This is a genomic window from Nocardioides sp. ChNu-153, from assembly GCF_030466625.1.
Taxonomy (GTDB): Bacteria; Actinomycetota; Actinomycetes; order Propionibacteriales; family Nocardioidaceae; genus Nocardioides.
In genome coordinates this window covers 1-13308 of sequence record NZ_JADEVT010000002.1, presented here as the reverse complement: position 1 = coordinate 13308, position 13308 = coordinate 1, and the positions used below count along the sequence as shown (strand labels likewise).

The 13308-nt window shown below is 75.7% G+C and carries 14 protein-coding genes; 5 read left to right on the top strand and 9 right to left on the bottom strand.

Features of this window, described 5'->3' with window-relative positions:
• Window positions 1–11: 11 nt before the first annotated feature.
• The 4 genes from INN71_RS03940 to INN71_RS03925 form a co-directional block, all read right to left on the bottom strand.
• Window positions 12–995, bottom strand: a complete 984-nt coding sequence (locus INN71_RS03940) for a peptidoglycan-binding protein (protein WP_277499985.1) — start codon at window positions 993–995, stop codon at window positions 12–14.
• 85 nt (window positions 996–1080) lie between these two features.
• Window positions 1081–1632, bottom strand: a complete 552-nt coding sequence (locus INN71_RS03935) for a flavin reductase family protein (protein WP_277499983.1) — start codon at window positions 1630–1632, stop codon at window positions 1081–1083.
• Window positions 1629–2807 (bottom strand): MacS family sensor histidine kinase, encoded by a 1179-nt coding sequence (gene macS, locus INN71_RS03930; RefSeq protein WP_277499982.1) that lies wholly within the window; start codon window positions 2805–2807, stop codon window positions 1629–1631. Before macS ends, INN71_RS03935 begins: the two co-directional genes overlap by 4 nt.
• 4 nt (window positions 2808–2811) lie before the next feature.
• Entirely contained in the window at window positions 2812–3552 is a 741-nt protein-coding gene (locus INN71_RS03925; protein ID WP_277499981.1) for a 1-acyl-sn-glycerol-3-phosphate acyltransferase, read from the bottom strand.
• 103 nt (window positions 3553–3655) lie between these two features.
• On the opposite strand from INN71_RS03925, the gene INN71_RS03920 reads away from it, so the two are divergent.
• Window positions 3656–4417 (top strand): carboxylesterase, encoded by a 762-nt coding sequence (locus INN71_RS03920; protein WP_277499980.1) that lies wholly within the window; start codon window positions 3656–3658, stop codon window positions 4415–4417.
• Between the two features lie 19 nt (window positions 4418–4436).
• Window positions 4437–4931, top strand: coding sequence for a hypothetical protein (locus INN71_RS03915; RefSeq protein WP_277499979.1), 495 nt, complete (start codon window positions 4437–4439; stop codon window positions 4929–4931).
• On the opposite strand, the gene INN71_RS03910 is transcribed toward INN71_RS03915, so the two are convergent.
• Genes INN71_RS03910 through INN71_RS03890 form a run of 5 tightly spaced genes read right to left on the bottom strand, consistent with a single transcriptional unit; the run spans window position 4928 to window position 9034 of the window.
• Entirely contained in the window at window positions 4928–5932 is a 1005-nt protein-coding gene (locus INN71_RS03910; RefSeq protein ID WP_277499978.1) for an ROK family protein, read from the bottom strand. The genes INN71_RS03915 and INN71_RS03910 overlap by 4 nt on opposite strands.
• A gap of 4 nt (window positions 5933–5936) precedes the next feature.
• Window positions 5937–6884 carry an ROK family glucokinase gene (locus INN71_RS03905; protein WP_277499977.1) on the bottom strand — a complete coding sequence of 316 codons (948 nt, stop codon included), beginning with the start codon at window positions 6882–6884 and terminating at the stop codon, window positions 5937–5939.
• Complete coding sequence (locus tag INN71_RS03900) at window positions 6881–7417, bottom strand: hypothetical protein (RefSeq protein ID WP_277499976.1); 537 nt, start codon at window positions 7415–7417, stop codon at window positions 6881–6883. The genes INN71_RS03905 and INN71_RS03900 overlap by 4 nt, the downstream gene beginning before the upstream one ends.
• The gene (locus INN71_RS03895) at window positions 7414–8598 is read right to left on the bottom strand and encodes an ArsA family ATPase (RefSeq protein ID WP_277499975.1); all 1185 of its coding nucleotides are present in this window, start codon (window positions 8596–8598) and stop codon (window positions 7414–7416) included. Before INN71_RS03895 ends, INN71_RS03900 begins: the two co-directional genes overlap by 4 nt.
• Window positions 8591–9034, bottom strand: coding sequence for an SRPBCC family protein (locus INN71_RS03890; protein ID WP_277499974.1), 444 nt, complete (start codon window positions 9032–9034; stop codon window positions 8591–8593). Before INN71_RS03890 ends, INN71_RS03895 begins: the two co-directional genes overlap by 8 nt.
• Window positions 9035–9189: 155 nt before the next feature.
• Here INN71_RS03890 and INN71_RS03885 point away from each other — a divergent pair, with 155 nt between their 5' ends.
• The 3 genes from INN71_RS03885 (at window position 9190) to INN71_RS03875 (ending at window position 13159) form a co-directional block, all read left to right on the top strand.
• On the top strand, window positions 9190–10980 hold the full coding sequence (locus tag INN71_RS03885) for a long-chain fatty acid--CoA ligase (protein ID WP_277499973.1): 1791 nt from the start codon (window positions 9190–9192) through the stop codon (window positions 10978–10980).
• 186 nt (window positions 10981–11166) lie between these two features.
• Entirely contained in the window at window positions 11167–11901 is a 735-nt protein-coding gene (locus INN71_RS03880; protein WP_277499972.1) for an RcpC/CpaB family pilus assembly protein, read from the top strand.
• Between the two features lie 67 nt (window positions 11902–11968).
• On the top strand, window positions 11969–13159 hold the full coding sequence (locus tag INN71_RS03875; RefSeq protein WP_277499971.1) for an AAA family ATPase: 1191 nt from the start codon (window positions 11969–11971) through the stop codon (window positions 13157–13159).
• The last annotated feature ends 149 nt before the right edge of the window (window positions 13160–13308 follow it).

Here is a 13308-nt window from a genome sequence, read left to right as displayed (position 1 = left end):
GACCGCGCGCCTCAGCCGATCGGCGCGACCCCGCCCTCGCGGGCGACGAGGTCGCGCGCCAGCGTCTCCCACCGCGCGTACGCGTCGGGGTAGGCCGAGCGCTGCACCGCCTGGGCGCCCTGGGTGATCGTCATCGACTGCCACCCCGCGACGTCCAGCAGCCCCGGGTTCGGGGTGTGGACGGCGACGCCGTAGAACGCCTTCGAGGCGAGCACCGGGTCCTGCACCTGCGCCTCGCTGCCCCAGCCCTGCGACGGGCGCTGCTGGAACAGGCCGAGGGAGTCGCGGTCGCCGAAGTCGACGTTGACGAGGGTGGACTCCTGCAAGGCGGTGGCGAGCGCGACGACCCAGCCGCGCTCGGGCACGCCGGCGCCCTTGCCGACCGCGATGATGGTGCGGGCGTTGGCCTTCTGCGCCTCCGACAGGGAGTCGTACGACGACCCGGGCGGCTGCGTCCCGCCGGAGCCGAAGAGCGCGTCCCACGTCTGCGGCCCGGCGACCCCGTCGACGGCGAGGCCGCGGGCGGACTGGAACGCGCGCACGGCCGCGGCCGTCGCCGGTCCGAGGTCGCCGTCGGCGCTCAGCGCCGCGCCCCGGGCGTTCAGCAGCGTCTGGAGGGCCTGCACCGCGGGCCCGCGGTCGCCCTCGCGCAGCGTGACGACGAGCGCCCCGATGGTCCGGGGCCCGGCGATCCCGTCGGCGGTGAGGCCGCGGTCGGCCTGGAACGCGGTCACCGCGGCCCGCGTGCCCGAGCCGTACTGCCCGTCGGCCGCCGTCGCCCGGCCGTGGTGGGTCAGCAGGTGCTGCACCGCCGTGACGTCGGGGCCGCTCGACCCCGTCGTCAGGGTCGGGTACGCCGCGTGCGCTGCGCCCGGCGCGCCGGTGAGCAGCGCCAGGGCGAGCAGGGGCGCCAGCAGCGTCAGGAGCGCGCGCTGCAGGCCGGGCCCGCCGCGCGGCGCCGAGTAGTCAGGTCGTCCGTCCCGAGAGGAAGCCATGCGGCCCAGTCGAGCACGGGCGCCGGGGCGGCGGAACCCGCTGCGGGGCGGAGATCTCCGGCCCGTCCTCGGCGGGACCTGCGCGTCAGCCGCGGCCGTAGCGGCCGCGGCGGTGGACCAGCGGGGCGTCGGCGGCCGCGGACGCGTCACCGGCCGCCGCGGCGGCGTCCGGCGCGGGCTCGAGGTGGGCCTCCTCCACCACGCAGGTCACGAGGCGCGCCCAGCCGACGTCGGTGGCCGACTCGAGCCGCACCCCAGCCCAGCCCTCGACGCCGTCGAGGAGCGGCCCCCACGCGGTGGGGGTGAACGTCGCCTGCCGGAAGGGGCCCCCGGGCGCGGGGGCGAGCCCGGCGAACACCTCGGCGAGGTCGCGGTGGCGCCAGCGCAGCAGCTGCACCACGGCGCGCCCGGTCTCCTCCAGCGCGTCGGTGTGGTCCGCGTCGGGGTCGAGCAGGGCCAGCACCCGCCCGGGCTCGCCGTGGGCGACCATCAGCGAGCTGACCGTCAGGCCGGCCCGCGTCGCGCCCTCCCCCGCGGTCCACAGCGTCACGGCGCCGCCGAGGCGCCCGCGGAGACGGCGGACGGGGTCGCGTCCCGGCTCGGGGTCGGCGAACGGGTGGGTGGTGTGGATCGTCACGACGCCACCTTCCCCGACCGCGGCACGGTGAGCTCCCACTCCGTGCCGAACGAGCCCGTGGCGAGCTCCGCCGTACCCCCCAGGTCGGCCAGGCGCCCCCGCACCGAGCCGGAGACCCCGAGGCGGCCCGCGGCCTCGGCCTCGGCCAGCCGTCCGGCGGGGATGCCGGGGCCCTCGTCGCGCACCGTGAGCACGACCGCGTCCCCGAGGTCCTCCAGCAGCAGCCAGGCCGGGGCGTCGTCGCCGACGTGCACCGCCACGTTGTCGAGGCAGGCCCCCGCCGCCGCGACCAGCTCGGCCACCACGTCGGCCGGGAGCAGCACCGGTACGCCGGGGGTCACGACCGCGACCCGGGGGCGGTCGCGGTGGCCCAGCTCCTCCACCGCGCCGGCGAGGTCGACCTCGTCCGGGGCGCCGGCGTCCGGCGTCGCCAGGGTGTCCTGCTGGCGGATGAGGGCCCGCAGCGCCGCCTCCTGCTCGCCCGCGAGCCGGGCCAGCTCCGCACCGCCCGGACCCAGGTCGGCGCCGCGACGCTGGGTCAGCGCGAGCACCTGCAGCACGCCGTCGTGCACGGCGCGCGCGAGCCGGGCGCGCTCCGCGGCGGCGGCGGCGACGCGCTCGGCGCGGTCGCGCTCGGCGGCCATGCGCTGCAGCGACTCGCACAGGTAGCCCACCAGCGGCGCCCCGATGCCGATGAGGAAGAGGTGGCCGTAGTTCGTCTGGCTCAGCTCCTGGCGCACCGACACGTCGGCCGCGATGAGCACGACAGCGGCGACGAGGCCCCCGCGCCAGCGCCAGTGGACCGCCCAGGCGAGCAGCGCCCCCATGATCCAGAAGCCGGGGATCGTGGCCCGCAGGCCCTCGCCCTTCACGGGCAGGCTGAGCAGCAGGAGGGCGGCGGTCACCGCCAGGTCGAGCACGAGCAGGGGCGCGCGGCGCCGCGCGGGCACGGCGTACCCCCACAGAGCCACGCCGGTCCACCCGACCATGAGCAGCAGGCACGCCCACAGGCCCCACGCGACCTGGGCGTTGTCGCGCCGCACCACGTTCAGGGCGACGGCGTTGACGAGCAGCACGACCCGCAGCACCGCGAGCGCACGGAACATGCGGTCCTCGACCGCGACGGCGGCGGCGTCGCGCCAGCCCGGCGGGAGGATGCGGAGTCGGCCCGCCACGGGGTCAGGAGGCCTTGCGGTCCTCGGGGGCGCCCCGGTCGGCCGCCGACGCGTCGGAGGCGTCCGACTTCTTGGCGTCGGCCTTCGCCCGGCTGGCGTAGACGTCGACGTACTCCTGGCCGGACAGCTCCATGATCGCGTACATGATCTCGTCGGTGACCGAGCGCAGGATGTAGCGGTCGCCGGACATGCCCTCGTAGCGGGAGAAGTCGAGCGGGGCGCCGAAGCGGACGGTCGGTCGCGCCATGCGGCCGAACTTCTTGCCGGGAGGGGCCACGGTGTCGGTGTCGACGACGGCGACGGGGACGACGGGCACCCCGGTCTCCAGCGCGAGGCGGGCCACGCCCACCTTGCCCCGGTAGAGGCGGCCGTCGTGGGAGCGGGTGCCCTCCGGGAAGATGCCGAACAGCTCGCCGCGGCCCAGCACCGCCTTGGCGGACGTCAGCGCGCCCTCGGCGGCGTTGGCGCCGGAGCGGTCGATGGGGATCTGCCCGGCGCCCGAGAAGAAGGTGCGCTGCAGCCGGCCCTTGACGCCGCGGCCCGTGAAGTACTCCGACTTCGCGACGTAGCTGACGCGGCGCGACAGGACGAGCGGCATGAAGAGCCAGTCGGCGTAGGACAGGTGGTTGCTCGCGAGGATCGCGGGACCCTCGGCGGGCACGTTCTCGAGGCCGTCGCTGCGGGGCCGGAAGACGACGCGCAGCAGGGGCCCCAGGGCCACGAGCTTCAGGAACCAGTAGAACACCGTCAGACCTCCTCCGGACCGGGCCGCCGCCTGCCCGCGGTCCGCCCGCGACACGACCGAGTCGAACCCTAGACCCTGCGGGGCCCGGTGCAGAATGCCCGCCATGGCCATCCACCCGCTCGCGCACCCCTTCTCCGCGCCCGCCCGTCCCGACCTCACGGGTGGGCGCCGCGTCGGCGTGCTGCTCAGCCACGGCTTCACCGGCTCCCCCGCCTCGATGCGGCCGTGGGGCGAGGCGCTGGCCGAGCGCGGGTACGCCGTGGAGGTGCCGCGGCTGCCCGGGCACGGCACGACCTGGCAGGAGATGAACCGCACCGGGTGGGCCGACTGGCACGGCCACCTCGAGCGCACCCTCACCACGCTCGCGGACGCCTGCGACGCCGTGGTGGTCGGCGGCCTGTCGATGGGCGGCGGGCTCGTGCTGTCGCTGGCCGCCCGTCACCCCGAGCAGGTCGCCGGGGTCGTGCTGGTCAACCCCGCCGTCACGACCACGAACAAGCAGCTGAAGGCCGTGCCCGTGCTGCAGCACCTCGTGCCGTCGGTGGCCGGCATCGGCAACGACATCGCCAAGCCCGGCGCCGACGAGCACGGCTACGCCCGCACCCCACTGCGGGCGCTCGCCTCGATGACCCGCGGCTGGCGCACGGTGCAGGCCGAGCTCGAGCGGGTCCAGGCGCCGGTCCTGCTCTTCCGCTCCCGGGTCGACAAGGTCGTGGACCCGTCGTCGGGGGCGCTGATCCGGGCCCGCGTGCCGCAGGTGGAGGAGCGCGTGCTCGAGCACAGCTTCCACGTCGCCACCCTCGACCACGACGCGGAGCGCATCATCGAGGAGTCCGCGGAGTTCGTCGCCCGCGTCACCGCCTGAGCGTGCCTACACTCGTCGGGTGAACCGCGGCAGCGAGGACGAGGCCTGGCGGGCCATCGTCGAGAACTACGGGGACCGCGCCGAGATCGACGACGACGCGTGGCCCGCCGACGCGTCCGGCGGACCCGGGTCCGGCCGCACCGCGAGCCCCGTCGAGCGCCCGGGCGAGGGCCCGGACGAGCGACCGGACGACCTCACCGACGACCTCGCCGACCTGCCCGGCGACCTGCCCGACGACGTCCCGGCCGCGCCGGTCCGCGACCCGCTCGAGGACCGGTTCGTCCCGCCACCACCCCCGCCGCTGCCCCGCCCGTCGCCGCCCCGGCTCCTCGCCTGGGTGGGGGTGCTCGGCATGCCGGCGCTGCTGGTGCTGACGCTGCTGCTCGGCATCGTGCTGTGGCCGGTCGTCTCCTCGTTCATGGTCGTGTGGTTCCTCGGGGGCTTCGCCTTCCTCGTGGCCTCGATGCCCACGCAGCGCGTCGACGGCGACGGGGACGACGGCGCGGTCGTCTAGCGCAGGTCGGCCGCGAGCGCGGCGGCGCCGACGATCGCCGCCTCGGGGCCGAGCTCCGCGACGCGGACCGGCGGCACCGCGCGGTACGGCGCGCCCACCAGCGAGCGCGACAGCGCGGCGCGGGCGGGCTCGAGCAGCCGGTCGCCGGCCGCGGACACACCTCCGCCGACCACCACCACGTCAGGATCGAGCACGGCCACGAGGTTGGCCAGCCCGACGCCGAGCCAGTCGCCCACCGCCCGGAACGCCTGCAGCGCGACCAGGTCGTCGGCCTCCGCCGCGTCGGTGACCATGGGGCCGGTCAGCCGCTCCGCGACCCCGCCGCACCAGTCGTCGAGCAGCGTGGGCTCCCGGCCCACCCGGGCCCGGGCGAACGCGACGAGCGCGTTCCCGCTGCAGTACTGCTCCCAGCAGCCCCGCCCGCCGCACTCGCACGGCTCGCCGTCGGGCACGACCTGCTGGTGGCCGAACTCCCCGGCCATGCCGTTGCGGCCCCGGAGCAGCCGGGGCCCGGCCCCGGCGTCCAGCACCACCGCCCCGCCGAGGCCGGTGCCGACCGTGATGGTGACCGCGAGCGACGCGCCGCGCGCGGCGCCGTGCAGCTGCTCGGCCCAGGCGGCGGCGTTGGCGTCGTTGTCGAGCCGCACCGGCGCGTCGAAGCGCTCCGCCAGACGCCGGCGCACGGCCTCGCCCCGCCACGGCAGGTGGGGGGCGAACATGACGCGCTCCCCCGCCCCGTCGACGAACCCGGCGGCCGCCACGCCGACCGCGGCGACGGGCCGGCCGTCGGCGACCTCCTCGACGGCCTCCGCCACGGTGCTCTCCAGCAGCAGCACGCTGCTGTCGCGGCCGGGGGTACGCCGTACCGCGACCGCGTCGAGCCGCCCGTCCGGCGCCACGACGCCCGCGAGGATCTTCGTGCCGCCGACGTCGACGCCGATGCGGACGCCGCCGCCCCTGCCGCCCGTGGCGTCGACCCGCGTGTCCCCGTGCGTGCTCACGCCGTCACCGGCGGGCGAGGTCGGCCGCGCCGATCATCCCGGCGTCGTTGCCGAGCACGGCGCCGAGGATGGCGGGGGCCGGGCGGAAGCCGCGGCCGCTCAGCGTGTGCGCGAACCGGTCGCGCAGGGGGGCCAGCAGCAGCTCCCCCGCGGCCGAGACGCCGCCGCCGATGACCACCATGCCGGGGTCGAGCACGGCCACGAGGGAGGAGACGCCCTCCCCGAGCCAGTGCCCCAGCTCGGTCAGCTGCTCGACGCAGAAGGGGTCGCCCTGCTGGGCCAGCTCGGTGACGAGCGGACCGGTGATGCGTCCCGGGTCGCCCCCGGCGCGATCCAGCAGCGGACGGGCGAGGAGCGAGCCGCCCACCGCGTCGGCCCGGGCCTCCCGCACCAGCGCGGACCCGCTGGCGTACTGCTCCCAGCAGCCGTGGTTGCCGCACCCGCACAGGCGTCCGCCGTGCACGAGCCGGAGGTGGCCGATCTCGGCCGCGATCCCGAACGCGCCGCGGCGCAGCTCGCCGTCCGCGACGATGCCGCCGCCCACGCCGGTGCCGACCGTCACCAGCAGCATGTCGCCGGTCGCGGAGCCGTGGCCCGCACCGAACACGTACTCCCCCCAGGCCGCGGCGTTGGCGTCGTTCTCGACGACCACCGGCAGGCCGGTGCGCTCGGCGAGCTGACGGCCCAGCGGCTGGTCGCGCCAGGCGATGTTGGGGGCGAACAGCACGGTCGACCGGCCGGCGTCGATGAACCCGGCGGCGCCCACGCCGACGTGCTCGACCGGGTGCTCCGCCCGCAGGTCGTCGACGAGGCAGGCGACCGTGTCGACGATGGCCTCCGGGTCAGTGGCCGGGGACTCCGCCCGCAGGCGGGCCAGGATGCGGCCGGACTCGTCGACCACGCCGCCGGCGATCTTGGTGCCGCCGATGTCGATGCCGCAGGACAGGCTCACCGGGCACCGCCCGTCGTGTCGTCGTCGGTGGACAGGTCGCCGTCGAGGTCGATGTGCTCAAGGCCGTCGGCCCGCCCGCCGCCGCCGGACCCGTCGGGCGACCCCTCGGGGCGCGCCTCGGCGGCCGCGCTGAGGAGCCCGGCCGCCGCCTGCAGCAGTGACGCCGCCGCGGACGCGAGGTGGGTGCGCACCTCCGGGGTCACGGCGTGACGCAGGGCCTGCGCGCCGCGGCACACGGGGCACCAGGTGCACTCGGCCGCGCCACCCGTCGTACCGGTCCGGGGGTCGTGCGGGGCGTCGTGCGGGGCGTCGTGCGGGGCGTCGTGCGGGGCGTCGTGCGGGGCGTCGTGCGGGGCGTCGTACGGGTTGGCGTACGGGTCGGCGGCGGGACCGGCGTGGCCGCCAGCCCCGTGGTCGCGGGCCCAGTCGGAGAACGCGCCGAACAGCTTGACCGCCTCCTCGCCGACGCTGCCGACCGCGGCCTCGTGGTCGGTGCGGGCGCCGGGGGCCTCCCGCTCGTCGTGACCCTTCACGTCGTCCCCTCCTCGAATCGCACGACCAGCTCCCCCCGCTCCACCCGCGCACCGGCGATGCGCTGGTGCGCGAGGCCGCTGGGCAGGGTCAGCACGCGACGATACGACCCGACGGTCACGACCAGCTCGTCGCCGGTGCGGGCGAGGGCGACGTCGCTGCGCTCCACCAGCGGCAGCGTGAGCCGGACGGTGGCGGACCCCTCCCTCCGCTCGACCGCGTAGGGGCCGGGACCGACTGGTACGGCGAGCGGGTCGCCGTCGCCGTGCACATCGGCCACGAGCGCGGCCAGGGCCTCGGCGCCCACCGGCTCCTCGGCGCGGTAGACCGAGCGCCACACCGGCAGGCCGGCGAACGACTCCTCGGCCTCGGCGAGCACCGCGGCCTGGGCGCGCGCCCAGCCGGCACGCCACGCGTCGGCGCCGTCGTCGTCGGGGAAGACCCGGTTCGCGACGACCCCGTCCACGCGGTAGCCGAAGAGCGACAGCATCGTCCACGAGCGCCGTGCCTCGGCCAGCACGACCCGCTCCGGCGTCAGCACGAGACGGACCGAGGCCTGCGGTCCCGTCAGCAGCGCGTGCACCTCGGCGAGCTCGGCGTGCAGCCGCTCGAGGGCGTCGAAGACCCCGTCACCGGGCATCGGCACCCCGGCGGCGCGGGTGAGCACCGGCTTGAGCGCCCGCACCACCGTGCGCTGGGCCGGGAAGATGCGCTGGACGTACCACCCGAGCGCCTCGGGCAGCGCCAGCAGCCGCAGGGTCTCGGCGGTCGGCGCGCAGTCGACGACGATCACGTCCCAGCGTCCCGAGCGGGCCTGCAGCCGCAGCTCGAGCAGCGCCAGCACCTCCTCGGCGCCGGGCAGCACGGTGAGCTCCTCGGCCGCCACCCGGTCGACGCCGACGACGTCGAGCACCGAGAGCAGGTAGCGCTGCACCTCCGCCCACGACTGCTCGAAGCGCAGCTGGGCGTCGACCTGCTGCACCCACAGGCCGTCGGCCACGGGTGTCGGCTCGGCGCCCACGGGCACGCCGTACGCGTCGGCGAGCGAGTGGGCGGGGTCCGTGCTGAGCACCAGGGTGCGCGCGCCGCGCGCGGCGGCGAGGGCCGCCGTACCCGCTGCGAGGGTGGACTTGCCGACCCCGCCCTTCCCGGTGAGGAGCAGGACGCGCGGGTCGTCAGCCAAGGGCCTCGACGCGCTTCTTGAGACCCTTGAGGGCCGTGTCGATGAGGATCTTCTCGCCCTTGCGGCGCAGCATGCCGATGAGCGGGATGGTGACCTCGAGCGCCAGGCTGTAGGTCACCTCGGTCGACCCGCCGCCCAGGTCGCGCAGCACGTACGAGCCGTCGAGGGCGCGCAGGATGCCGCCCTGCACGAGCGTCCAGGTGACCTCGCGGTCGCCGTGCCACTCGTAGGCGAGCGTGTACTCGTCCTTGATCGGCGCCACGTCGAGCACGAAGCGCACCTCGCGGGCACGCTCGCCGTCGGCACCGGGGGTCACGACCTCGACCGACTTCATGCCGGTCGCCCACTGCGGGTACGCCGGGAAGTCGGCGATGACGGCCATGACGACCGAGGGCGGCGCGTCGATCACGATCGTGGACGACGTCTGCTCTGCCACTGCGACCTCCCAGGCCTCCGGAATCACCACCGCCGTCGGTCTGCGGTCTGACGCCCGGCGAGCGTACCGGATCGCGGTGGCCTCCGATCGCGGCGGTAACGTGCACCGCGGATCACCCCCACCACGTGCGTCCCCGAGCAGCCAGGAGCCCCTCTGTGCGCGAGTACTCCACCCCCATGACGATCGAGATCCCGAGCACCGGGAACCTCACCGACGACGTCGTGCGCAACGCCGCCGAGGCTCCCGACGCCGTCGTCTTCAGCCGGCCCGACGGGTCCGGCGGGTGGGCGGACGTCACCGCGGCCACGTTCCTCGCGGAGGTCACGGCGGTGGCCAAGGGTCTCGTCGCGGCCGGGGTGCAGCCGGGCGACCGGGTGGTGCTGCTGTCGAAGACCCGCTACGAGTGGACCCTCGCCGACTACGCGATCTGGTTCGCCGGCGCGGTCACGGTGCCGGTCTACGAGACGTCGTCCGCGGAACAGGTCGCGTGGATCGTCGCCGACTCCGGCGCCGTCGCCGTCCTCGCCGAGACGGCCGACCACGTCGCCCGCGTCGCCGAGGCGCGCGAGCAGGCCCCGGCGCTCGCCCACGTCTGGTCCTTCGACGACGACGCCGTCGGCGTCCTCACCACCCTCGGCGGTGACGTCGCCGACGCCGACCTCGAGGCCCGCCGTACCGCGAGCGGCCCGGGCGACCTCGCCACGCTCATCTACACGTCGGGCACGACGGGCCGGCCCAAGGGCTGCGAGCTGACCCACGGCAACTTCATGTTCGAGCTCGGGGTCGCCGTCGACGAGCTGGACGACCTGTTCGACGAGGGGGCCTCGACCCTCCTCTTCCTCCCGCTGGCGCACGTGTTCGCCCGGATCATCCAGGTCGGCTGCGTCAAGGCGCGTGTCCGGATGGGCCACTCCAGCGACATCAAGACCCTCGTCGCCGACTTCGGCGTCTTCCAGCCCCACTTCATCCTGGCCGTGCCGCGCGTGTTCGAGAAGGTGTTCAACACCGCGAGCCAGAACGCCGCCGCGGACGGCAAGGGCAAGATCTTCGACCGCGCCGCCGACGTGGCCATCGCCTGGTCCCGCGCCCGCGACCACGGCCGTCCCTCGCTCGCCCTGCGCCTGCAGCACGGACTGTTCGACCGGCTCGTCTACGGCAAGCTGCGGGCCGCGCTGGGCGGGCAGTGCCGGTACGCCGTCTCCGGTGGCGCGCCGCTCGGGGAGCGGCTCGGCCACTTCTACCGGGGCATCGGCCTCGGCGTGCTCGAGGGCTACGGCCTCACCGAGACGACCGCCGCGCTCACGGTGAACCTCCCCGACGCCCAGAAGATCGGCTCCGTGGGCCGGCCCCTGCCGGGCACCGCGGTGCGGGTGGCCGACGACGGCGAGCTGCAGTTCCGCGGCGGCCAGGTGTTCCGCGGTTACTGGGGCAACGCGGAGGCGAGCGCCGAGGCGCTCGACGCCGACGGCTGGTTCCGCACGGGCGACGTCGGCGAGGTGGACGACGAGGGCTTCGTGCGGATCACGGGGCGCAAGAAGGAGATCATCGTGACCGCGGGCGGCAAGAACGTCGCCCCCGCCGTGCTCGAGGACCGGCTGCGCGCCCACTTCCTCGTCTCGCAGTGCATGGTCGTGGGCGACGGCCAGCCGTTCGTCGGCGCCCTCGTCACCATCGACCCAGAGTCGTTCCCGGCGTGGGCCCAGGCGCACGGCAAGACCGGCGAGATCGCCGACCTCGTCGACGACCCCGACCTCGTCGCGGCCATCGAGGGCGCGGTGGACGACGCGAACAAGGCGGTCTCGAAGGCCGAGGCCATCCGGAAGTTCTCGATCCTGCCCGTCGACTGGACCGAGGAGGGCGGGCAGCTGACCCCCAGCCTCAAGCTGAAGCGGAACGTGGTCATGCGCGAGTTCCGCAGCGAGGTCGAGGGGCTCTACGGCTCCTGAGGCCGCGGGCCAGGGCCGGTCTAGACCACCCTTGGGACTTTCGGCCACCTCCTGCGCAAAAGCGCTCGGCGCGGCGGGCCGGTCGGGCAGGGTGAGGCGCGGGGAGGGGTCCGTGCCGTGCGTCCGCGGCGGCGGGCCGGCCGTCCTCCCCGCACGCACGTCTCGCCTGGAAGGACCCCCTCCCCCATGGACCGACGCAGGATCCTGCTCGTCGTCGCGGCCGTCGTCGCCGCGCTCGGGCTCGTCATCGTCTTCCTCTACGCCCGCCAGGCCGACGCCCGTGCGGACGAGCGGTACGACGCCGTCGACGTCTACAAGGTCGTCAAGCCCATCGAGCTCGGCGAGACCTTCGACGCCGCGCTGGCCGAGGGCAAGATCGAGCAGCAGGCGGTGCCCCGGGGCCAGCTGCTGGAGGGTTACGTGACCTCGGAGAACGCCACGAGCCTCGAGGGCCAGCTGGCGGCCATGGACATCGCCCCGGGCGAGCAGGTCACCACGGCCAAGTTCGCCGAGGAGGTGCGCACCGGCGTGGTGCTGCCCGTGCCCGAGGGCATGCTCGGCCAGTCCGTCGAGCTCGACGACCAGGGCCGCGTCGCCGGCTTCGCCAGCCCGGGCGACTCCGTGGCCGTGCTCGTGGCCACCGGTTCCTCGGCCGCCGTCGTGCTCGTGCCCGAGACCCAGGTGCTCGCCGTCGGCTCGTCGTCGCCCATCGCCTCGCCGACGACGGAGGGCGAGGCGGGCGCGGCGGAGGAGAACGCCGTCGCCAACACGGTCGTCACCCTCGCGCTGACCCCCGAGGGAGCGCTCGACCTGACCGCGGCCATCGACGCCGGGTCCACCATCACCCTGGCGATCCGTGGCGAGGGCGTCCAGCTGCAGCGCGGCCAGACCGTGCCCGGCTCGACCGCCCTCTCCCCCTGACCCCCGGCGCGGCGGCTCCCGCCGCGCGCCCGCGGACGTCAGCACCAGCGATCCGAACGAGGAGACCATGCCCGTCGTCGTCGACCCCGACAGCTCGACCCTCAGCGAGCTGCTGACCGCCCTGCCCCCGGGCGGGCACGGGATGGACAGCACGGAGAAGCTCGCCGCCTGGCTCGACAACCGTCCCGACGAGTACGTCGCGGTGATCGGCCCCGGCGTCGACCTCGCCGTCGCCCTGGAGATCTGCGAGACCCTCCGGTTCACCCGACCGACCGTCAGCGTCGTCGTCGTCCGCGACCACGTCGACACCGACGTGCTGACGAAGGCGATGCACGCCGGCGTGCGCGACGTCGTGCCGGGGGCCGACCTGGCCGCCATCAGCGGCGCGGTCGAGCGCGCCTACCAGCTGTGGATCGCCCTGCGGGGCCCCGGCGGCGTGGCCCGCCAGGGCCGCATCGCGGCCGTCTTCTCGCCCAAGGGCGGGGTCGGCAAGACGACGGCGGCCGTCAACCTCGCGCTCGCTCTCGCGGACCGCGGGGCGCGGCAGGTCTGCCTCGTCGACCTCGACCTGGCGTTCGGCGACGTCGCCATCACCCTGCAGCTCTTCCCGTCGCACTCCATCGAGCACGCAGTCGGCTCCGAGGAGGCCCTCGACTTCCGCCTCCTCGAGCCCATGCTCACGCGGCACGAGGACTCGCTGATGGTGCTCGCCGCCCCCAGCACCCCGGACGCCCGCGACCGCATCACGCCCACGTTGGTGGCCCGCACCCTCCGGGTGCTGGCGGAGAACTTCGACTTCGTCGTGGTCGACACCGCGCCCGCCTTCGACGAGCTGACGCTGACCGCCCTCGACGAGACGGACGAGTGCGTCATGGTCGCCACCCTCGACGTGCCGACGCTGAAGAACGTCAAGGTCGCGCTGGAGACGATGGACGCCCTGGGCATCGCCCAGGGCCACCGCCACCTGCTCCTCAACCGCGCCGACGACGAGGTCGGCATCAGCGCCGAGAAGGTCGAGGCCATCCTCGGCCTCGAGATCGCCGCCCAGGTCGCCACCTCCGTGGAGATCGCGGCCGCCACGAACGCCGGGCGTCCCATCGTCGCGGCCAAGCCGGAGCACGGGTCGAGCGCGCAATTCGTGCAGCTCGCCGCCCGCCTCGCCGGCACCTCCGCGCCGGGCCACCCGGCCTCCCCCACCACGTCGAACGCGTCGGAGGAGCCGCGCGACGAGCGGCGCTTCTTCCGCCGCCGGAGGTGAACCACCCATGAGCACCCTCGCCGAGCGCCTCGCCGCCGCGGCCGCCCGCCGCCAGCCCGCCCGCCCCGCCCCCGACGCCGTACCGGCCGACGCCCCCGCGGACGCCCCCGCCGGTGGCGCCGGCGGTGACACCGGCGCCGTCCCGGCCG

Coding starts and splice junctions, on each gene's coding strand:
- INN71_RS03940 (WP_277499985.1), bottom strand. CDS start 995: ATGGCTTCCTCTCGGGACGGACGACCTGACTACTCGGCGCCGCGCGGC.
- INN71_RS03920 (WP_277499980.1), top strand. CDS start 3,656: ATGGCCATCCACCCGCTCGCGCACCCCTTCTCCGCGCCCGCCCGTCCC.
- INN71_RS03875 (WP_277499971.1), top strand. CDS start 11,969: ATGCCCGTCGTCGTCGACCCCGACAGCTCGACCCTCAGCGAGCTGCTG.
- INN71_RS03880 (WP_277499972.1), top strand. CDS start 11,167: ATGGACCGACGCAGGATCCTGCTCGTCGTCGCGGCCGTCGTCGCCGCG.